This window comes from Actinomadura sp. NPDC049382, from assembly GCF_040677125.1.
In the GTDB taxonomy this organism is placed as follows: Bacteria; Actinomycetota; Actinomycetes; order Streptosporangiales; family Streptosporangiaceae; genus Spirillospora; species Spirillospora geliboluensis.
This window is the reverse complement of the sequence record NZ_JBFARO010000019.1, coordinates 1-24,046: the sequence shown is the minus strand read 5'-3', so window position 1 is coordinate 24,046 and position 24,046 is coordinate 1. Positions and strand designations below refer to the sequence as shown.

The following is a 24,046-nucleotide window of genomic DNA, read 5'->3' as shown; positions in this document are numbered from 1 at the left end:
GAAGGGTCAGCCGCCGATGTCCATTTCCGAGTCGTCCACGCCTCCGGCCTCCGCCGAGGAACGCCTCCGCGACTACCTGAAGCGGGTGACGACCGAGCTGCACCGGACCCGGCGGCGGCTCGCGGAGGCCGCCGCCGGACCGGAGCCGGTCGCGGTCGTGGCGATGAGCTGCCGCTACCCCGGCGGCGTGGACTCCCCGGAGGGGCTGTGGCGGCTGGTCGCCGAGGGGCGGGACTCGATCCGCCCCTTCCCCGCCGACCGCGGCTGGGACGCCGACCTGTACGACCCCGACCCCGCCGCCGCGGGCCGCTGCTACGTCCGCGAGGGCGGCTTCCTGGAGGACGCCGACCACTTCGACGCGGCATTCTTCGGCATCAGCCCGCGCGAGGCCCTCGCGATCGACCCGCAGCAGCGGTTGCTGCTGGAGACCGCCTGGGAGGCGTTCGAGCGGGCCGGGATCGACCCGGGGACGCTGCGCGGTTCCCGGACGGGCGTCTTCGCGGGCGTCATGTACGGGGACTACGGCGGCCGGCTCTGGCACCGTCCCCCGGAGGAGTTCGAGGCGTACCTCGGCACGGGCAGCGCCTACAGCGTCGCGTCCGGGCGGGTCGCGTACACGTTCGGGCTGGAGGGCCCGGCGGTCACGGTCGACACGGCGTGCTCATCGTCGCTCGTGGCCGTCCACCTGGCCGCGCAGGCACTGCGGAACGGCGAGTGCGACATGGCCCTCGCGGGCGGCGTCACCGTCATGGCGACCCCGGCCAGCTTCCTGGAGTTCAGCCGTCAGCGCGGCCTCGCCGCCGACGCCCGCGTGAAAGCCTTCGCGGCGGCGGCGGACGGCACGATCCTCGGCGAAGGCGCCGGCCTGCTGCTGCTGGAGAAGCTGTCGGACGCGCAGGCGAACGGGCACCGGATCCTCGCGGTGATCCGCGGCAGCGCGGTCAACCAGGACGGCGCGAGCAGCCAACTCTCCGCACCGAACGGACCGTCGCAGCAACGCGTCATCCGAGCTGCCCTGGCCGACGCCGGACTCACCACCGAGGAGATCGACGCGGTCGAAGCACACGGGACTGGCACCAAATTGGGCGACCCGATCGAGGCCCAAGCGCTGCTGGCCACCTACGGGCAGGGACGGGACGGCGCCGCGCCGCTGTGGCTGGGGTCGGTCAAGTCGAACATCGGGCATGCGCAGGCGGCGGCCGGGGTCGCCGGGATCATCAAGATGGTCATGGGCATGCGGGAAGGCGTCCTGCCCAAGACGCTGCACGTGGACGAGCCGTCCCCGCACGTCGATTGGGAATCGGGCGCGGTCTCCCTTCTGACGGAGAACACCCCTTGGCCGGAAACCGACCACCCGCGCCGCGCCGGAGTGTCGTCCTTCGGGATCAGCGGGACGAACGCCCACATCATCCTGGAGGCCGCCGACGGGGAGGCCGAGGAGCCGGTGGACGCACCTGAGCCGGTGATCGTGCCTTGGGTGCTGTCGGGCAAGACCGAACAGGCCGTGCGGGATCAGGCTGCCCGCCTCGCCGAACACATCCACGAACACCCTGAACTGAACATCGGCGATATCGCCTATTCACTGGCGAAAACTCGGGTGCATTTCGATAATCGTGCGGCCGTTGTCGGGCCCTCCCGTGAGGAGATGCTGGCAGGGCTTGCCAAAATCACCGTGCAGCAGGCTCGCAGCGGAAAACTCGCGGTTCTGTTCACCGGACAGGGGAGCCAACGCCCGGGCATGGGACGCGAACTCTACGAGAGCTTCCCCGTCTTCGCGGACGCTGTCGATGAGGCCATGCAGTACCTTCCCGATGGCCTGAAAGAGCTGATGTTCAGCGACAGTCCCGATCTACACCAGACCGGGAACGCCCAACCCGCCCTGTTCGCGTTCGAGACCGCGCTCTACCGGCTCTACGAGCACTGGGGCCTACGGCCCGACCACCTCGCCGGACACTCCATCGGCGAAATCACCGCCGCCCACATCGCCGGCACCCTCACCCTCCCCGACGCCGCCCACCTGGTGACTGTGCGCGGCCACCTCATGCAGCAACTCCCCGCCACCGGCGCCATGATCGCCATCCAAGCCACCGCCCAAGAGCTCCAGCCGCACCTGACCGACCAGCTCAGCATCGCCGCCATCAACACGCCTCACTCCCTGGTCATCTCCGGCGCCCACGACCAAGCCCACACCGTCGCCGCACACTTCACCGACCAAGGCCGCAAAACCAAAACCCTCAACGTCAGCCACGCCTTCCACTCACCCCTCATGGAACCGGTATTGAAGGAATTCCGGGAGGCTGCCGAGCAGATCACTTATCACGCACCGCAGATTCCGATCACCACGACCAACCCCGGCGACATCACCACACCTGATTACTGGACCAACCACATCCGCAACACCGTCGACTACCACCACGCCGTCACGACCCTCCACCAGCAACACCAGATCGCCCACTACCTCGAAATCGGACCCGACAACACCCTCACCAAACTCACCCAGAACAGCGGCCTCACCGATCCAGAGCCCAGCATCACCGCCGCACAAAAGCCCAAGACCAACGAAGTACACGCAGCCGTCGATGCGCTAGCCGAACTCCACACCCACGGGGTCACCCCCAACTGGGACAACGTCGTCACCGGTAAACCCACCGACCTGCCCACCTACGCCTTCCAACGCCACCCCTACTGGCTCCATGCCTCCACCACTCTCAGCGACGCGCGCGGCCTCGGGCTCGACACGATCGACCACCCGTTCCTCCACGCGCACGCCGACCTCCCGGACGGCGGGCACCTCTTCACCGGACGCATCAGCACCCACGACCACCCGTGGCTCCACGACCACACCGTCCACAACCACACGCTGCTCCCCGGCACCGCTCTCCTCGACCTCGTCCTGCACACCGCAGAGACCGCCGACACTCCGCACATCCACGACCTCACGCTCCAGACCCCGCTCGTGCTCCATCAAGACCACGACACCCACCTCCAGATCACCGTCGGAGCAGAGGGTGAGGACGGTCGGCGGTCGTGTTCCGTCCGTTCGCGGTCCGGGCCTGATGCGGCGTGGGTGGAGCACGCGACTGGTGTGCTCACACAGGACGCGCCAGAGGTTGACGTACCCGACGCCACGACGGTCTGGCCGCTGCCTGGTGCCGTGCGGGTCGAGACGGACCCCTATGAAGTCCTGGCCGAGCTGGGCCTCGACTACGGTCCCGCGTTCCAAGGGCTGCGCGCGGTCTGGCGGGACGGGACGACGCTGCACGCCGAGGTGGAGCTGCCCGGCGAGGTCGGTGGCTTCGGCATCCATCCGGCGCTGCTGGACGCCGCGCTGCATCCGCTCGGTCTGGCGCCGGGCACAGAGCCCGGTGCGGTCGTGCTGCCGTTCGCGTGGTCAGGGGTCGCCCTACACGCGGTCGGCGCCGCTCATGTGCGGGTGACACTGTCGCCGGTCGGTCCCGACGCGTGGTCACTCACCCTCGCCGACACCACGGGCATGCCGGTGGCCACGGTCGAGTCGCTGACCGTTCGTCCCGTGACGCCCGGCCGGCTGGCCGCGGTGCTCCAGGTCGACGACCCCCTGTACCGCCTGGACTGGGTGCCGGTCGCGGTGCCGCCGGAGCCGTCCACGGGCCCGTACGAGATCGTCCGACCCGACGGCGTCCACGACGCGCTCACGCTCGTCCAGGACTGGCTGGCCGCTGAGCCGCCCGCCGACGAGCGGCTCGTGGTCGTCACCGGGCACGCCGTCGCGGCGCGCGAGGGCGAGCGGATCACCGATCCCGGCGCCGCCGGTGTGTGGGGTCTGGTCCGCGCGGTCCAGCGGGAGGAGCCCGGCCGGATCGTCCTGGCCGACATCGACATCGACGGCGACCTCGATGCGGTGCCGGTGGCCCTGCTGCTCGCGACCGGTGAGGAGCAGCTAGCGCTGCGGGACGGCGCGTTCCTGGCGCCGCGGCTCAGCTCCGGTGCCGACGACGCGGAGCTGGTGCCACCGGCGGACACGCCCGCCTGGCGGGTGGACGCCGGCGAGCCGGGCGCGCTCACCGGACTGGCGCTGGTCCCCGCGCCCGAGGCCGTCCGTCCGCTGGGGCCGGGTGAGGTGCGGATCGCGGTCCGCGCCGCCGGGCTGAACTTCCGGGACGTCCTGATGGCGCTCGGCATGTATCCGGGCGCGGTGTCGATCGGCGGCGAGGCCGCGGGCGTGGTGACCGAGGTGGGCGCGGACGTCACCGGGATCGGCGTCGGCGACCGGGTGATGGGCCTGTTCCCGGGCGCGATGGGACCGGTCGCGGTCGCCGACCGGCGGTGCGTGACCCGGATGCCGTCCGGCTGGACCTTCGCCGAGGCCGCCACCGTGCCGGTGGTGTTCCTCACCGCCTACTACGGGCTGAAGGAGCTGGCGGGTCTGCGGCGCGGGCAGCGGCTGCTGGTGCACGCCGCGGCGGGCGGGGTCGGCATGGCCGCCGTCCAGCTCGCCCGGCACTGGGGCGCCGAGGTCTTCGGCACGGCGAGCACCGGGAAGCACGCGGTGCTGCGGGCGACCCTCGGCTTCGACGGCGACCACCTCGCGGACTCGCGCACGCTCGGCTTCGAGGCCGACGTGAAGGCCGCCACGCGCGGCGAGGGCGTGGACGTGGTGCTGAACTCGCTCGCCGGGGACTTCGTGGACGCGTCGCTGCGGCTGCTGCCGCGCGGCGGCGGTTTCCTGGAGATGGGCAAGACCGACCTCCGTTCCGCCGAGGAGGTGGCGGCCGGACATCCGGACGTCGACTACCGGCCGTTCGACCTCGCCGACGCCGACCCCGACCTGGTGCAGAGCATGCTCACCGACCTGGTCGGGCTGTTCGAGCGCGGGGTGCTGGCGCCGCCGCCGGTCACCGCCTGGGACGTGCGCCGGGCGCCGGAGGCGTTCCGGTTCGTCAGCCAGGCCCGGCACATCGGCAAGGTGGTGCTGACCGTCCCCGCGCCGTTCGACCCCGAGGGCACGGTGCTCGTCACGGGCGGCACCGGGGCGCTGGGCGGGCTCGTGGCCCGGCATCTGGCGGCCGTGCACGGCGTCCGGCACCTGCTGCTGGTCAGCCGCAGCGGCCCGGACGCCGGGTGCACCACCGAGCTGACCTCGGCGCTAGGCGAGCTGGGCGCGACGGTGACGGTCGCCGCCTGCGACGTCTCCGACCGGGACGCGCTCGCGGCGGCGCTGGACGCGATCCCGGCCGAGCATCCGCTGACCGGCGTCGTGCACACGGCGGGCGTCCTGGACGACGGGCCCTTCGCGTCCCTCACCCCGGACCGGCTCGACCGGGTCATGGCCGCCAAGGCCACGGCCGCCCGGCACCTGGACGAGCTCACCGCCGGGGCCGACCTGGCCGCGTTCGTCCTGTTCTCCTCGCTGGCCGGGACGCTCGGCAACGCGGGCCAGGCCGCCTATGCCGCGGCCAACGCCGCCCTGGACGCCGTCGCGCACGAGCGCCGCGTGCGCGGCCTGCCCGCCGTCTCGCTGGCCTGGGGCCTGTGGGAGCAGCCGGGCGGGATGGCCGGCGACCTGTCCGCCGCCGACCGGGACCGCATGGCCCGCACGGGCATCCTGCCGATGTCGCCGGACGACGGGCTCGCGCTGTTCGACCGGGCCGTCCCGTCCGCGCGGGCGACCGTGGTCCCGGCCCGGCTCGGGCCCGCGCTGACGGGCGGCACGGTCCGCAGCCGCCCGTCGCGCGCCGCCGCCACCGGCAGCCCGGCCGTCCGGGACGGGCGGACGGCGGACGCGCGCTGGGCGGCGCTTCCCCCGGCACGCCGCACGGAGGCACTGCTCCAGTTGGTGCGGGACGAGGCCGCCGCAGTCCTCGGACACGCGGACGGTGACGCCGTCGATCCCGACACGGCGTTCAAGGACACGGGCTTCGACTCGCTGACCGCCGTGGAGCTGCGCAACCGGCTGGGGGCCGCCGTCGGCCGCCGCCTGCCCGCAGCGCTGATCTTCGACCACCCGACGCCGGTCGAACTCGCCGAGCACCTGGCGGATGCGCTGGCTCCCGCCGAGGAGGCCGCCGCCCCCGCCGCGCTCGCCGAACTGGAGCGGCTGGAGGCCGGGGTGCTCGCCGCCCCGCCCGACGCCGAACTGCGCGACCGGCTCACCGGCCGCCTCAAGGACTTCCTGTTCCGGCTCAACGAGCTCGCCGGAGCCGCCGCTGAGGACCCCGCCGAGTCCGCCGAGGGGCCGCCGTCCGATCCGGCGGCGGCGCTCGACGCGGCCAGCGACGAGGAGATCTTCAGCTTCATCGACAACGAACTGTGACGAAGGGGGCGGGCTCGATGGCGACTGCCAACGAAGAGAAGCTGCGCGACTACCTGAAGCGGGTGACCGCCGACCTCGCACAGGCGCGCCGGCGGCTCAAGGAACTGGAGCAGGACCGGCGGCCCGAGCCGGTCGCGATCGTCGGGATGGCCTGCCGCTTCCCCGGCGGCGCGGACTCCCCCGAGGCGCTGTGGCGGCTCGTCGCCGAGGAGCGCGACGCGGTCACCGCGTTCCCGCGCAACCGCGGCTGGGCGGTGGACGACCTCTACGACCCCGACCCGGACGCGCCGGGGAAGACCTACGTCCGGCACGGCGGCTTCCTCCACGACGCCGACCGCTTCGACGCGGGGTTCTTCGGCATCAGCCCGCGCGAGGCCCTGGCGATGGACCCGCAGCAGCGGCTGCTGCTGGAGACGTCCTGGGAGGCGCTCGAACGCGGCGGCATCGACCCGTCGGCGCTGCGCGGCAGCGGCACCGGCGTGTTCACGGGCGTCGCCGCGCAGGAGTACGCGTCCCTGCGGTACCCGGCGCCGGAGGAGGCGGAGGGGTACGTCCTGACCGGCATCGCGGCGAGCGTCGCGTCGGGGCGGGTCGCCTACACGTTCGGCTTCGAGGGCCCGGCCGTCACGGTGGACACCGCCTGCTCGTCCTCGCTGGTCGCCCTGCACCTGGCTTGCCAGTCGCTCCGCCATGGTGAGTGCGACATGGCGCTGGCGGGCGGCGCCACGGTGATGCCGAGCCCCGGGATCTTCCTGGAGTTCAGCCGTCAGCGCGGCCTCTCACCGGACGGCCGCTGCAAGTCCTTCGCCGCCGGCGCCGACGGAACGGCCTGGGCCGAAGGCGCGGGCATGTTCGTGCTGGAGCGACTGTCGGACGCGGTCCGGAACGGGCACCGCGTGTTGGCGGTGGTGCGCGGCAGCGCGATCAACCAGGACGGCGCCAGCAACGGGCTCACCGCCCCCAACGGCCCCGCCCAGGAACAGGTCATCCGCCAAGCCCTCGCCAACGCCGAACTACCCCCGGAAGGGGTGGACGCGGTCGAGGCGCACGGCACGGGCACCCGGCTCGGCGACCCGATCGAGGCCCAAGCCCTGCTGGCCACCTACGGGCAGGGCCGGGACGGCGCTGCACCTTTGTGGCTCGGGTCGATCAAGTCGAACATCGGGCACGCGCAAGCGGCGGCCGGGGTCGCCGGGATCATCAAGATGGTCATGGCCATGCAGGAGGGCGTCCTGCCCAAGACCCTGCACGCGGACGAACCGTCACCGCAGGTCGACTGGTCGGCCGGAGCCGTGGAACTGCTGTCGGAGACCACGCCTTGGCCCGACACCGGACGCCCCCGCCGCGCCGGAGTGTCGTCCTTCGGGATCAGCGGCACCAACGCCCACATCATCCTGGAGGCCGCCGACGGGGAGGCCGAGGAGCCGGTGGACGCACCTGAGCCGGTGATCGTGCCCTGGGTGCTGTCGGGCAAGACCGAGCAGGCCGTGCACGACCAGGCCATCCGCCTCACCGAACACCTGAACCGGCACCCCGAAGCGAATATCGGTGATGTCGCCTATTCACTGGCGACGACCCGGGCACATTTCGATCATCGTGCTGCCGTCATCGGACGCACGCGTGAGGAAATGCTCGCGGGGCTTTCCGAGATTACCGTGCAGCAGGCCCGCAGCGGGAAAATCGCGGTGCTGTTCACGGGCCAGGGGAGCCAACGTCCCGGCATGGGACGCGAACTCTACGAGAGCTTCCCCGTCTTCACGGACGCTCTCGATGAGGCCATGCAGTACCTGCCCGATGGCCTGAAAGAGCTGATGTTCAGCGACAGCCCCGACCTGCACCAGACCGGGAACGCCCAACCCGCTCTCTTCGCGTTCGAGACCGCCCTGTACCGGCTCTACGAGCACTGGGGCCTGCGGCCCGACCACCTCGCCGGACACTCCATCGGCGAAATCACCGCCGCCCACATCGCCGGCACCCTCACCCTCCCCGACGCCGCCCACCTAGTCACCGTACGCGGCCACCTCATGCAGCAACTCCCCGCCACCGGCGCCATGATCGCCATCCAAGCCACCGCCCAAGAACTCCAGCCACACCTCACCGACCAGCTCAGCATCGCCGCCATCAACACCCCACACTCCCTGGTCATCTCCGGCGACCACGACCAAGCCCACACCGTCGCCGCACACTTCACCGACCAAGGCCGCAAAACCAAAACCCTCAACGTCAGCCACGCCTTCCACTCACCCCTCATGGAACCGATCCTGGAACAATTCCGGGAGGCCGCTGAGCAAATCACTTATCACGCACCGCAGATTCCGATCACCACCACTAATCCCGGAGACATCACCACACCCGACTACTGGACCAACCACATCCGCAACACCGTCGACTACCACCACGCCGTCTCAACCCTCCACCAGCAACACCACATCGTCCATTACCTAGAGATCGGGCCCGACAACACCCTCACCACACTCACCCAGAACACCGGCCTCATCGACCCCGAACCCACCACCACCGCCGCGCAAAAGCCCAAGAGCGACGAAGTCCACGCAGCCCTGACAGCGCTAGCCGAACTCCACACCCACGGCCACTCACCCAACTGGGACACCGTCCTCAACGGCACACCCACCGACCTGCCCACCTACCCCTTCCAGCACCAGCCCTACTGGCTCAACTCCACGGTCGCGGTCAGTCCGGGTGAGCTGGGGCAGAGCGACGTCGACCATCCGCTCCTCGACGCCGCGATCGAGTTGGCCGATGAGGAAGGGCACGTCTTCACCGGACGGCTGTCCACGGCCACGCACCCGTGGCTTTCCGAGCACCTCATCAACGGTGTGGCCGTCGTCCCCGGCGCCGCGTACGTCGATCTCCTGCTGCGCGCCGCGGAGGAGACCGGCGGCGGGCACATCGAGGAGCTGACCCACCACGCCTTCCTCGCGGTTCCCGAGCGGGGTGCGCTGCATCTGCGGCTGGCCGTGTCGGTCGCGGACGCGTCGGGGCGCCGTTCCGTGACGCTGCACTCCCGGCCGGCCGACGCACTGCCCGACACCGAATGGACCCGGCACGCCACCGGGACGCTGGGCTCCGGCGAGCCCGCGCCGGTCGCGTCCGTGCCGTGGCCGCCGTCCGCCGAGGCGACGCCGCTGGACGTCGAGGAGATGCAGCACGGGCTGGCCGCGATGGGGTTCGGCTACGGACCGCTGTTCCTCGGCTTGAAGTCGGCCTGGCTGGACGGCGACACGATCTACAGCGAGCTGGAGCTGCCCGAAGGCACCGGCGCAGGATCGTTCGGTGTGCATCCCGGGCTTTTGGACGCCGCTCTCCAGTCCTTCATCGCGGAGAAGTTCCGGCAGGACCCGAACGTGCGGCTCGGGGTGCCGTTCTCCTGGAGCGGAGTGACGCTGCACGCGCGCGGTGGCAGCCGATTGCGCGCCCGTGTCCGCGTCGTGGACGCCGACACCATGTCGCTGGAGATCGTCGACACCGCGGGCGCGCCGGTGCTGACGGTGGAGTCCCTTGTGACGAGGCAGGCCGACCCGGCGCAGCTCAGCGGCGGGAGCCTCCCCCTTCATGTCGCGGCCTGGAAGCCGGTCGAAGCCGATGACGCCGACCTCGTCAGCCTGGACGAGGTTCCCGATCTGGAGGTGCTGTCGTGGGAGTCGCCTGACGGCGTCGCTCCCGTCGAGGCCGCCCACGCCGCCGCCCGGCACGTCTTGGCACGCGTCCAGGAGTTCCTCGCGGACGAGGACTCGACCGGCCGGCTCGCGGTCGTCACGCGCGGCGCCGTCGCGATCGGCGCGGACGACCCGCTCCGCGACCTGGCCGCCGCGACGATCTGGGGCCTGGTCCGGGTGGCGCAGAACGAGAACCCCGACCGGCTGCTCCTGATCGACCACGCCGGGGGCGAGCCCGGCGAAGTGCGCGTCTCCCCCGCTCTGCTGGCGGAAGAGCCGCAGCTGGCCGTCCGGGACGGACGTGTCTACGTCCCGCGACTGGTCCGTGCGCAGCCCCCGGCCGACGACCACCCCTCCACCCTGGACACCGACGGCACTGTCCTGATCACCGGCGGCACAGGCACCCTCGGCGCACTCGCCGCCCGCCACCTCATCACCCACCACGGTGTCCAGAAACTGGTGCTCGTCAGCCGCCGAGGCCCGGACGCCCCCGGCGCGAAGGAACTCACCGACCTCGGCGCCGACGTCACCATCACCGCCTGCGACCTGGCCGACCGCACCGCTCTGGCCGACGTCCTCGACACCATCCCCGACCTGACCGCCGTCATCCACACCGCAGGCATCATCGACGACGCCACCATCCTCAACCTCACCCCCGAACAGCTCGACTCCGTCCTGCGCCCCAAGGTCGACGCCGCCTGGAACCTGCACGAACTCACCCAAGACCGCGACCTGTCGGCCTTCGTCCTCTACTCCTCCGCCGCCGGAACCCTCGGCAACCCAGGACAAGCCAACTACGCCGCCGCCAACACCTACCTCGACGCCCTCGCCCACCACCGCCACGCACAAGGACTCCCCGCCACCTCCCTCGCCTGGGGACTCTGGCAACAGGCCAGCGCCCTCACCCAGCAGATCGACGCCAACCGCACCGCCCTCACTCCCCTCACCACCCGGCAAGGTCTCTCCCTTCTCGACGCCGCGCTCGCCGCCGACCAGCCCACGCTCGTCCCAGCGCAGCTCAACACCGCCGCGCTGCAGCGGCAGGCGCGCGCCGGGCGGCTCGCGCGGATCTACGGCGACCTGGTGCGGACGCCCGTCCGGCGGGCCGCCGCGCCGGGGGGCGGCGCGGACGCGTCCGGGCTGCGGCGGGAGCTGGCCGGGAAGGACGAGGCGGAGCGCACCCGGGTCCTGCTGGATCTGGTCCGCGCGCACGCCGCGCGCGCCCTCGGCCATGACTCGCCGGACGCGGTCGCGCCCGGCGAGGCGTTCCAGAACCTCGGCTTCGACTCCCTCACCGCCGTCGAGCTCCGCAATCAGCTCAAGGCCGCCGCGGGGCTGCGGCTGCCCGCGACGGCGCTGTTCGACTATCCGACGCCCGCCGCGCTGGCCGAGTACCTGGTCACCGAGATCACGGGCGCCGACCCCGAGCCGGAACCGGAGGAGACGGCCCGTCCGGGCCGCCTCCGCGCCGCGCCCGCCGCCGACGAGCCGATCGCGATCGTGGGCATGGCCTGCCGGTTCCCCGGCGGCGCGGACTCACCCGAGGCACTCTGGGAGCTGCTCGCCGAGGGCCGGGACGCGATCTCGGCGTTCCCCGGCAACCGGGGCTGGGACGTCGACGCGCTGTACGACCCGGACCCGGACGCGCCGGGCAAGACGTACACGACGCACGGCGGGTTCGTGCACGACGCGGACCGGTTCGACGCCGCCTTCTTCGGGATCAGCCCGCGCGAGGCGCTGGCGATCGAGCCGCAGCAGCGGCTGCTGCTGGAGACGTCCTGGGAGGCGCTGGAGCGGGCCGGGATCGCCCCGGACGGCCTGCGCGGCAGCCGCACCGGCGTCTTCATCGGGATCTCCGCGCAGGAGTACCTCGCGCTCGGCCACCTCGGTCCGGAGGACGTCGAGGGGTACCTGCTGACCGGGAACTCGCCGAGCGTCGCGTCCGGGCGCATCGCCTACACGCTCGGCCTGGAGGGGCCGACGTTCAGCGTGGACACGGCCTGCTCGTCCTCCCTGGTGGCGCTGCATCTGGCCGTGCGTTCGCTGCGCTCCGGCGAATGCCCGATCGCCCTGGTCGGCGGGTCGACGATCCAGTCCTCGCCGGGCATGTTCCAGGAGTTCAGCCGGCTGCGGGGGCTGGCCCCGGACGGCCGCAGCAAGTCGTTCTCCGCGGCCGCCGACGGCGTCGCGTGGAGCGAGGGCGCGGGCACGCTCGTCCTCGCGCCGCTGTCGGTGGCGCGCCGCGACGGCCTGCCCGTCCTGGCGCTGGTGCGCGGCACCGCGATCAACCAGGACGGCGCCAGCAACGGGCTCACCGCGCCCAACGGGCCGTCGCAGCAGCGCGTCATCCGCGCCGCGCTCGCCGACGCCGGGCTGGGGACCGACGACGTGGACGCCGTGGAGGCGCACGGCACCGGCACGTCCCTCGGCGACCCGATCGAGGCGCAGGCGCTCCTCGCCACGTACGGGAAGCGGTCCGGGGACCGGCCCGTGTGGCTGGGCTCGATCAAGTCCAACATCGGGCACGCGGTGGCCGCCGCCGGAATCGGCGGGGTCATGAAGATGGTGCTGGCGATGCGGCACGGGACGCTGCCGAAGACGCTGCACGCCGAGGAGCCCTCCCCGTACGTCGAGTGGGACGCGGGGGCGGTCTCCCTGCTCACCGAGGCGCGACCGTGGCCGGACTACGGGCATCCGCGCCGCGCCGGGGTCTCGTCGTTCGGCGTGAGCGGCACCAACGCTCACGTCATCATCGAGCAGGCCCCCGCCCGCCCGGCGAAGACGGAAGACGCACCGGACGAGACCGCCGTGCCGGTGATCTGGCCGATCTCCGCCAGGTCCGGGGAGGCGCTGCGCGCGCAGGCGCGGCGGCTGCACGAGTTCGTCGCCGCCGACCCCGCGCTCCGTCCCGCCGACGTCGGTCACTCCCTGGCCGTCTCCCGCACCGCCTTCGACCACCGGGCCGCCGCCGTCGGCCGGAGCCGCAAGGAACTGCTGGCCGCGGTGGCGGCGCTGGCGGAGGGACGTCCCGGCTCCGGCCTCGCGGGGGCCGATGTCTCCGGCGAGCACCGGGTCGCCTTCCTGTTCACCGGGCAGGGCAGCCAGCGGCCGGGCATGGGCCGGGAACTGTACGAGGCGTTCCCGGTGTTCGCGCGGGCCTTCGACGAGGTCTGCGGGCACCTCGACGCGCACCTGGAGCAGCCCCTCGCGGCGGTGGTGTTCGCCGCCGACGGGACGCCCGAGACGGAGCTGATCCACCAGACCCGCTACACCCAGCCCGCGCTGTTCGCCCTGGAGGTCGCGCTCTACCGGCTGCTGGAGTCGTGGGGCCTGCGCCCGGACCGGCTGGCCGGGCACTCCATCGGGGAGATCGCCGCCGCGCACGCCGCCGGGGTGCTGCCGCTCGCCGAAGCGTCCCGGCTGGTCGCTGCGCGCGGGCGGCTCATGCAGGAGCTTCCGGAGGGCGGCGCCATGGTGTCCGTCCGCGCTTCGGAGGAGGCCGTGCGGGCGGTCCTGGACGGGCTGGGCGACGGCATCCGGGATCGGGTGGACATCGCCGCCGTCAACGGTCCGCAGTCCGTCGTGGTGTCCGGCGACGAGGACGCCGTGCGGCGCGTCGCCGAACAGCTCGCGGAGCAGGGCCGCAAGACCCGCCGGCTGCGGGTCAGCCACGCGTTCCACTCGCCCCGGATGGACCCGATCCTCGCGGCGTTCCGCGAGGTCGCCGCGTCGCTGACGGTCGAGCCGCCCCGCATCCCCCTCGTCTCCACGCTCACCGGCCGCACCGCGACGCCGGACGAGCTCCGCTCGCCCGGCTACTGGACCGAGCACATCCGGCGCGCCGTCCGGTTCGGCGACGGCGTGCGGACCCTCCACGAGGACGGCGCCACCGTCTACCTGGAGATCGGCCCCGACGCGGTGCTGAGCCCGCTCACGGAGGAGTGCCTCCCGGACGTCGCGCCTCCCGCGATCCCCACGCTGCGGTCCGGCCGCCCCGAGCCGGAGACCGTGCTGACGGCCGTGGCGCGGCTCCACACGCTCGGCCTCTCCCCGGACTGGACGCGGCTGTTCGACGGCACCAGCGCACGCCGCGTGGACCTTCCCCCGTACGCGTTCCAGCGCGAACGCTTCTGGGTGGCGCGGGGCAGCGGTGCGGGCACCGCCGGAAACCTGGGCCTGGACGCGACCGGTCATCCCTTCCTCGGCGCGGCCGTCGATCTACCGGACGGGGCGGGCACGGTGCTCTCCGGGCGGCTCTCGCTCGCGACGCATCCATGGCTGGCCGACCACGCGGTCAACGACGTCGTGCTGCTGCCCGGGACGGCGTTCCTCGACCTGGCAGCGCACGCCGCCGCGCGGGTCGGCGCGTCCCGGATCGACGAGCTCACCCTGCACGCGCCGCTCGTCCTGCCCGAACGCGGCGCCCTCCAACTCCGCGTCACCGTGGCGGAACCGGACGAAGGCGGGCTGCGCGCGCTCACCGTCCACTCGCGGCTCGACGAGTCAGACGACCCCGAACGCCCCTGGACGACGCTGGCCTCCGGCACCCTCGGCGTCGACGGCACGGCCGAGCCGCCGCCCGCCGGCGCGGGTTCCTGGCCGCCTCCGGGCGCCGAACCCGTCGCGGTCGAAGACCTCTACGAGCGGCTCGCCGCGCACGGCTACGCGTACGGTCCGCTCTTCCAGAACGTCCAGGCCGCGTGGCGGGACGGCGACACCTCCTACGTCGAGGTGCGGCTCCCCGAGGACACGCCCGTCGCCGGTTTCACGGTGCACCCGGCGCTGCTCGACGCCGTCCTGCATCCGGGCGTGCTCTCCGGCATCGAACCGGGCGGGGCGGTGCGGCTGCCGTTCGCCTGGCGCGACATCACCGTGCACGCGCCCGCGACCACTCGGCTGCGGGCACGGATCACCCCTGCGTCCGCGTCCGCTGAGGACGGGATCTCGCTGGAGCTGACCGATGACTCCGGTGCCGCGCTGCTGTCCGTCGGGACGCTGCTGACCCGCGAGACGCATGCCCGGCGGTCCGAGCCGATGTACGAGCTCACTTGGTCGGCCGCAGCGTCCGACGAGACCGCCCCCGTCAATTGGGCACCGCTGGACGGGGACTTGGAGGACATCACCGACGTCCCCGACGTGCTGGTGCTGGACTGCGCCTCGCCCGCCGACGCCGATCCGGTGGCGGACGCCCACTCCGGCGCGCAGTGGGTGCTGGCCGTTCTGCAGCGGTTCCTGGCGGACGACCGGTTCGGCACCGCGCGCCTCGCGGTCGTCACCCGAGGCGCGGTGTCCACCGGGACCGGTGACGCAATGCGCGACCTGGCGGGAGCGCCGCTGTGGGGACTCGTCGGGGCCGCGCAGAACGAGAACCCCGACCGGTTCCTGCTCATCGACACCGACGCCGAGGCCGGCGACGTCGACATCGCGGCGGTCGTCGCCACCGGGGAACCGCGCGTCGCGATCCGCGGCGGCGACCTGCTCGTCCCGCGCCTGAGCCGTACCGCACCCGGTGCGGACGACGCGGTCACGCTGGACGCGGACGGCACCGTCCTGGTCACCGGAGGCACCGGCACCCTCGGCGCCCTCGCCGCCCGTCACCTCGTCACCCGGCACGGCGTCCGGAAGCTGCTGCTCGTCAGCCGCCGAGGCCCGGACGCACCCGGCACCGACGAAGTCGCCGCCGAACTCACCCAGTTGGGCGCGGACGTCACGATTGCCGCCTGCGACCTGACCGACCGCACCGCCCTGGCGCGCCTGCTGGAGAACGTCCCGGATCTGACCGCCGTCATCCACACCGCAGGCGTCATCGACGACGCCACCATCCCCAACCTGACGCCCGAACGCCTGGACGCGGTGCTGCGCCCGAAGGTGGACGCCGCCTGGAACCTGCACGAACTCACCCAAGACCGCGACCTGTCGGCGTTCGTGCTGTACTCCTCGGCCGCCGGGGTCACCGGCAACCCGGGGCAAGCCAACTACGCGGCCGCCAACACCTACCTCGACGCCCTCGCCCACCACCGCCACCAGGCGGGGCTCCCCGCCGCCTCACTCGCGTGGGGTCTGTGGGAACAGGTCGGCGGGCTCACCGAGACGCTCGACGACGCCGGCAAGGCCAGGATCAACCGTGCCGGGATGGTCCCGCTCACGGCCGAGCAGGGGCTAGCGCTGCTCGACACCGCTCTGGCCCTGCCGGACCGTCCAGCCCTGGTGCCCGCCCGCCTGGACCTCGGCGCCCTGCGAGCCCAGGCGACGGCCGGATCTCTTCCCGCACTGTTCAGCGGACTGGTGCGGGCGAAGACCCGCGTTTCGGGCGCGGCCACCGCGTCGCTGATCCGGCGGCTGGCGGGGTTGGCGGACGACGAGCAGCACGCGCTGCTCCTCGACCTGGTCCGCGCCCAGACCGCCGCCGTCCTCAGCCACTCCACATCCGACACCATCGACCCCGACCGTGCCTTCAAGGACTTCGGGTTCGACTCCCTCACCACCGTCGAGCTGCGCAACCGGCTCAACGCCGCCACCGGACTCCGCCTGCCCCCCACCCTCGCCTTCGACCACCCCACCGCCACCGCACTCGCCGCCCACCTGCGCGACGAACTCCTCCAAACCGGCGCGGACCGAAGCGCCCCCGTGACCACCGTTGGGACGGCGGCACCCGACGAACCGATCGCCATCGTGGGGATGGCCTGCCGCTACCCCGGCGATGTCACCACACCCGAGGACCTGTGGCGACTGGTCGCCGACGGCACCGACGCCATCACCGACTTCCCCACCCAACGCGGCTGGAACACCGACCACCTCTACAACCCCGACCCCGACCACACCGGCACCACCTACACCCGCCACGGCGGATTCCTCCACAACGCCGACCACTTCGACCCCGCCTTCTTCGGCATCAGCCCCCGCGAAGCACTCGCCATCGACCCCCAACAACGACTCCTCCTAGAGACCGCCTGGGAGACGCTGGAACGCGCCGGAATCGACCCGGGAACGCTGCGCGGCTCCCGGACGGGCGTCTTCGCGGGCGTCATGTACGGGGACTACGGCACCCGGTTGATCCAGCGCGCCCCGGACGGATTCGAGGGCTACATCGGGACGGGCAGCGCGTACAGCGTCGCGTCCGGGCGAGTCGCTTACACGTTCGGCTTCGAGGGCCCGGCGATGACCGTGGACACCGCCTGCTCGTCCTCCCTGGTCGCCCTGCACCTGGCCGCGCAGGCGCTGCGGAACGGCGAGTGCGACATGGCGCTCGCGGGCGGCGTCACCGTCATGGCGACCCCGGCCACCTTCCTGGAGTTCAGCCGGCAGCGCGGCCTCTCACCGGACGGCCGCTGCAAGTCCTTCGCCGCCGGCGCAGACGGCGTCGGCTGGGGCGAGGGCGTGGGCATGCTGCTGGTGGAGCGGCTGTCGGACGCCCGGCGCAACGGACATCGTGTGTTGGCGGTGGTGCGCGGAAGTGCGATCAACCAGGACGGCGCCAGCAACGGGCTCACCGCACCGAACGGGCCGTCCCAGCAGCGCGTCATCCGCGCCGCCCTGGCGAACGCTCGGCTCACTCCTGCCGACGTGGACGCCATCGAAGCCCACGGGACGGGCACCACACTCGGCGACCCGATCGAGGCGCAAGCGCTGCTGGCCACCTACGGGCAGGACCGGCCGGACGACCGGCCCCTGCGGCTCGGCTCGATCAAGTCGAACATCGGCCACACCCAGGCCGCCGCAGGCGTCGCCGGGATCATCAAGATGGTCATGGCCATGCAGGAGGGCGTCCTGCCCAAGACCCTGCACGCGGACGAACCGTCGCCGCAGGTCGACTGGTCGGCCGGAGCCGTGGAACTGCTGACCGAGAACACGTCCTGGCCGGAGACCGACCACCCGCGCCGCGCCGGGATCTCGTCGTTCGGGATCAGCGGGACGAACGCCCACATCATCCTGGAGGCCGCCGAGGAGGCTGAAAAGCCGGAGGACGCGTCCGAGCCGGTGATCGTGCCTTGGGTGCTGTCGGGCAAGACCGAACAGGCCGTCCGCGACCAGGCCGCCCGCCTCACCGAACACGTCCACGCACACCCTGAAGCGAATATTGGCGACATCGCCTATTCACTGGCGAAGACTCGGGTGCATTTCGAATACCGTGCCGCCGTGGTCGGACGCTCCCGCGACGAACTCCTCTCCGGGCTCACCAAACTGACTCCCACCCGCATCCAGCCTGGAAAACTCGCGGTTCTGTTCACCGGACAGGGGAGCCAACGTCCCGGCATGGGCCGCGAACTCTACGAGGCATTCCCCGTCTTCGCGGACGCTCTCGATGAGGCCATACAGTACCTTCCCGATGGCCTGAAAGAGCTGATGTTCAGCGACAGCCCCGACCTGCACCAGACCGGGAACGCCCAACCCGCCCTGTTCGCGTTCGAGACCGCCCTGTACCGGCTCTACGAGCACTGGGGCCTACGGCCCGACCACCTCGCCGGACACTCCATCGGCGAAATCACCGCCGCCCACATCGCCGGCACCCTCACCCTCCCCGACGCCGCCCACCTAGTCACCGTACGCGGCCGGCTCATGCAGCAACTCCCCACCACCGGCGCCATGATCGCCGTCCAAGCCACCGCCCAAGAACTCCAGCCGCACCTCACCGACCAGCTCAGCATCGCCGCCATCAACACCCCACACTCCCTGGTCATCTCCGGCGACCACGACCAAGCCCACACCGTCGCCGCACACTTCACCGACCAAGGCCGCAAAACCAAAACCCTCAACGTCAGCCACGCCTTCCACTCACCACTAATGAACCCGATCCTGGAGGAATTCCGGGAAGCCGCCGAGCAGATCACCTACCACCAGCCGCAAATTCCGATCACCACGACCAACCCCGGAGACATCACCACACCCGACTACTGGACCAACCACATCCGCAACACCGTCGACTACCACCACGCGATCACGACCGTCCACCAGCACCAAATCACCCACTACCTCGAAATCGGACCCGACGACACCCTCACCACACTCACCCAGAACACCAACCTCACAAACCCCGAACCCACCTACACCGCCGCACAAAAGCCCAACAGCGACGAAGTCCACGCAGCCCTGACAGCACTAGCCGAACTCCACACCCACGGCCACTCACCCAACTGGGACACCGTCCTCAACGGCACACCCACCGACCTGCCCACCTACCCGTTCCAGCACCAGCCCTACTGGCTCAACCCCGCACAGGGCACCGACATCGCAGCGGCCGGGCTCGACACCGCCGACCACCCCTTCCTCCACGCGCAGACCGCGCTCCCCGACGGCGGGCACCTTTTCACCGGGCGCATCACCACCCAGGAACACCCCTGGCTCGGGGACCACACCATCCAGGACCACACACTCGTTCCGGGCACCGCGTTCCTCGACCTCGTCCTCCACGCCGCGAACACCACCGGCACGCCCCACGTCCACGACCTCACCCTCCACACCCCGCTCCCCCTCCACCAAGACCACGGCACCCAACTCCAGGTCGCCATCGGGGCAGAGGACGAGCACGGGCATCGGACGATCACGGTCCAGTCGCGCACCGAGAACGGCGACTGGACGCGCCACGCCGACGGTGTGCTCGCGCCCACCGCGGACGAGCCCCGGGAGGCACCCACGGCGCCGTGCGCCAAGGAGGCCGCCCGTGTGGACGTCGACGACATCTACGAGCGCTTCGCCGACGCAGGGATGGTCTACGGCCCTGCCTTCCAGGGCCTCCAGAAAGCGTGGCGGGACGAAGGCGCCGTCATCGCCGAGATCGGGCTTCCCGACGAGTTGGAGGGCGGCGCGTTCGGCGTCCACCCGGCGCTGCTCGACGCGGCGCTGCACGGAATCGCGCTCCTGAGCGACGAGGGCGGGGCACGGCTGCCGTTCGCCTGGCAGGGCGTCGCCTTCTACGCCGCGCCCACCACGACGACGTTGCTGGCGCGGCTGTCCCGGACCGGCGACGACACCGTGTCCCTTGAGCTGACCGATGCGTCCGGGGCGCCGGTGCTGACGGCCGAGTCGCTCACCGTCCGCGCCGTCCGGTCCGAGCAACTCGCGCCCACCGGAGCCCTGTTCGAGCTCGGCTGGACGCCGCTCGCCACCGCCGCGACCGCAGACGCGAGCGAGCCAGAGCCGGCCGTGTTCGCTTACCGGACGCCCGAAGGCGCCGACCCGGTGGCGGCCGTCCACACCGCCGTCGCGGACACGCTGGAGCAGGTGCGGGAGTTCCTGGCCGGGGACGCCACGGGACGCCTCGCGGTCGTGACCAGGGGCGCCGTCGCGATCGGCTCTCGGGAGGACGTCACCGACCTGCCGGGCGCAGCCGTCTGGGGCCTGGTCAGGTCGGCCCAGGGAGAGGCTCCGGAACGGCTGGTCCTGATCGACGCCCCCGACGACCTCGCACCGGAACTGGTCCGGGCGGTCGCCGCGTCCGGGGAGCCGCAGGTGGCCGTCCGGGACGGGCGCCTTTACGTCCCGAGGCTGGGTCGCGCGTCCGCGCCCGGCGCGGACGACGCGGTCACGCTGGACGCGGACGGCACGGTCCTGGTCACCGGCGGCACCGGCACCCTCGGCGCCCTCGCCACCCGCCACCTCATCACCCACCACGGCGTCCAGAAACTCGTGCTCGTCAGCCGCCAAGGCCCAGACGCACCCGGCGCGAACGAACTCGCCACCGAACTCACCGACCTCGGCGCGGACGTCACCGTCACCGCCTGCGACCTGACCGATCGCGCCGCCCTGGCCGACGTCCTCGACACCATCCCCGACCTGACGGCCGTCATCCACACCGCCGGCGCCATCGACGACGCAACCATCGCCAACCTCACGCCAGAGCGCCTCAACACCGTCCTGCGCCCCAAGGTCGACGCCGCCTGGAACCTCCACGACCTCACCCAGAACCGCGACCTGTCGGCCTTCGTCCTCTATTCCTCCGCCGCCGGAACCTTCGGCAACCCGGGGCAGGGCAACTACGCCGCCGCCAACACCTACCTCGACGCCCTCGCCCACCACCGCCGTACGCAAGGGCTTCCCGCCATCTCCCTCGCGTGGGGCCTTTGGGAGGACTCAAGCGGGATCACGCAGGCTCTTAACGAAGCCGATCACGCACGACTCACCCGCAGCGGACTCACTCCGCTCTCCAGCGAGGAAGGGCTCGCCCTGCTCGACATGGCGCTCCAGACGAAGGACCGGGCACTGCTCGTCCCGGCCAGGCTCGACACGGCCGCGCTGCGCGCGGTGGCGGCGGCGGGGATGCTGCCGCCCCCGCTGCGCGGCCTGGTCCGCGAGCCGGCCCGCCGGGGCGCGGTGGCGCGGGACACGCTGGTCCGGCGGCTGACCGGCCGGGACGGCGCCGAGCAGGAGCGGATGCTGCTGGAGTTCCTGCGCGAGCAGATCAGCACGGTGCTCGGGTACGCCGACCCCGGCGAGGTGGAGGCGGAGCGGGGCCTGCTCGACCTCGGCTTCGACTCCCTCACCGCCGTGGAGTTCCGCAACCGGCTCAACGCCGCGACGGGCCTGCGGCTGCCGCCCACCGTCGCCTTCGACTACCCGACGCCGCTGGCGCTGGCCCGCTACCTGCACGGCGAGCTGGGGGTCGCCGGCGGGGACGGCGCCGCGCAGGACGAAGAGCTGCGCCGCGCGATCGCCGCGATCCCGCTGGAGCGGCTCCGCGAGGCCGGGCTGATGGAGGTGCTGACGCGGCTGGCCGGGCTCACCGCGACCGCGACCGCTGCGGAACCGGCGGACGCCGGCGCCGGCGCCGACCAGGCGAAGGCCATCGCGGAGGCCGGCGCGGCCGACCTGATCGAGATCGCGCTGGCCAACACCGACACGTGACGCACACCGGGGATTCCTGATGCCTGCTGAAGAGAAACTCGTCGAGGCGCTGCGCGCGTCCCTGCTGGAGAACGAGCGGCTGCGCAAGCAGAACCAGCGCCTCTCCGAGGCGTCGCGGGAGCCGGTCGCGATCGTGGGGATGGCGTGCCGCTACCCCGGCGGCGTCACCACACCCGAGGACCTGTGGCGGCTGGTCGCCGACGGCACCGACGCCATCACCGACTTCCCCACCCGACGCGGCTGGAACACCGACCACCTCTACAACCCCGACCCCGACCACACCGGCACCACCTACACCCGCCACGGCGGATTCCTCCACAACGCCGACCACTTCGACCCCGCCTTCTTCGGCATCAGCCCCCGCGAAGCACTCGCCATCGACCCCCAACAACGACTCCTCCTGGAGACCGCCTGGGAGGCCGTCGAAGGGGCCGGTATCGTCCCGGACGGCCTGCGCGGCAGCCGGACCGGCGTGTTCAGCGGCATCATGTACGGCGACTACGCGGGACGGATGATCGAACGGGTCCCCGCGGAGTTCGAGGGGTTCATCGGCACGGGGAGCTCCTACAGCGTCGCGTCCGGACGGGTCGCGTACACGTTCGGCTTCGAGGGGCCCGCCGTCAGCATCGACACGGCGTGCTCGTCGTCGCTCGTGGCCGTCCACCAGGCGTGCCGGGCGCTGCGCTCCGACGAGTGCGACCTGGCCCTCGCGGGCGGCGTCACGGTGATGGCGACGCCGAGCCTGTTCATCGAGTTCAGCCGGCAGCGCGGCCTCTCACCTGACGGCCGCTGCAAGGCGTTCGCCGCCGGCGCCGACGGGGTCGGCTGGGGCGAGGGCGTCGGGCTGCTGGTGCTGGAGCGGCTGTCGGACGCGGAGGCCAACGGCCATCAGGTCCTCGGGATCGTCCGGGGCTCGGCGGTCAACCAGGACGGGGCCAGCAGCCAGCTGACCGCGCCGAACGGGCCGTCGCAGCAGCGCGTCATCCGGGCGGCGCTGGCCGACGCACGCCTCACCCCTGACGAGATCGACGCCGTCGAGGCCCACGGGACGGGCACCACGCTCGGCGACCCGATCGAGGCGCAAGCGCTGCTGGCCACCTACGGGCAGAACCGCGACGGTGCGGCACCGCTGTGGCTGGGGTCGGTCAAGGCGAACATCGGGCACACGCAGGCCGCCGCAGGCGTCGCCGGGATCATCAAGATGGTCATGGCCATGCAGGAAGGCGTCCTGCCCAAGACCCTGCACGTGGACGAGCCAACACCCCACGTCGACTGGGGATCCGGCGCGGTCTCCCTCCTCACCGAGACCACCGCCTGGCCCGACACCGGACGGCCTCGCCGGGCCGGGGTGTCATCGTTCGGGATCAGCGGCACCAACGCCCACATCATCCTCGAAGCCGCCCCTGAAAAGGCCATTGCCGAACGGCAGGAAAACCCTGAGCCGCGTCCCGTGGCATGGGTTCTTTCAGGAAAGAGCGAGCAGGCCGTTCGCGACCAGGCCGCGCGTCTGGCGGAGCACATTCCGGACGATGCCGATCCCGCCGAGATAGCTCACGCATTGGCGACCACGCGCACGCATTTCCCGCACAGGGCCGCAGTGGTCGCTTCCCGACCCGAAGAATTCCGTGAAGGGCTCGACGCGTTGCGCCGGGGAGAGCCAAGCTCGCTCGTGGTGCAGGGTGTGGCGAATAGCAGTCAGCCCAAGGTCGTGTTCATTTTTCCGGGGCAAGGGTCGCAATGGCCCGGCATGGCCGTCGACCTCCTGGACGCCGAACCCGCGTTCGCCGAACACATGGACGCCTGCAACCAAGCACTGAAACCCCACACCGGAACCGACCTCATCCACACCCTCACCACCCTGGACCCCACCCACCAACCACCCCACATCATCCAACCCCTCCTATTCGCCATCACCACCAGCCTCGCCCACCTCTGGAAAACACACGGCATCCACCCCCACGCCGTCATCGGACACTCCCAAGGCGAAATCGCCGCCGCCTACACCGCCGGAGCACTCACCCTCACCGACGCCGCCACCATCATCACCACCCGCGCCCACGCCCTCACCACCCTCGCCGGCACCGGCGCCATGGCCGCCATCCCCCTCCCCCACCACCACATCCAACAACACCTCACCACCACCAACACCAACGCCACCATCGCCGCCATCAACAGCCCCACCCACACCGTCATCTCCGCCGACCCCCACACCATCGACCAACTCATCACCCACTACACC

Annotated in this window: 3 protein-coding genes; all 3 read left to right on the top strand. The window is 72.0% G+C overall.

Annotation, left to right across the window (positions count from 1 at the left end):
* Positions 1 to 16: 16 nt before the first annotated feature.
* Complete coding sequence (locus AB0K34_RS14760; RefSeq protein ID WP_364548721.1) at positions 17 to 6,292, top strand: SDR family NAD(P)-dependent oxidoreductase; 6,276 nt, start codon at positions 17 to 19, stop codon at positions 6,290 to 6,292.
* Positions 6,293 to 6,309: 17 nt separating this feature from the next.
* Positions 6,310 to 21,807: a type I polyketide synthase gene (locus AB0K34_RS14755; protein ID WP_364548718.1), complete on the top strand. Its 15,498-nt coding sequence runs from the start codon at positions 6,310 to 6,312 to the stop codon at positions 21,805 to 21,807.
* Positions 21,808 to 21,826: 19 nt separating this feature from the next.
* A partial coding sequence (locus AB0K34_RS14750; protein ID WP_364548716.1) for a type I polyketide synthase occupies positions 21,827 to 24,046 on the top strand: 2,220 nt, incomplete at its 3' end.

What these genes read in the sequence shown, in the direction of transcription:
- AB0K34_RS14760 (WP_364548721.1), top strand. Translation starts at nt 17, where the DNA reads ATGTCCATTTCCGAGTCGTCCACGCCTCCGGCCTCCGCCGAGGAACGC.
- AB0K34_RS14755 (WP_364548718.1), top strand. Translation starts at nt 6,310, where the DNA reads ATGGCGACTGCCAACGAAGAGAAGCTGCGCGACTACCTGAAGCGGGTG.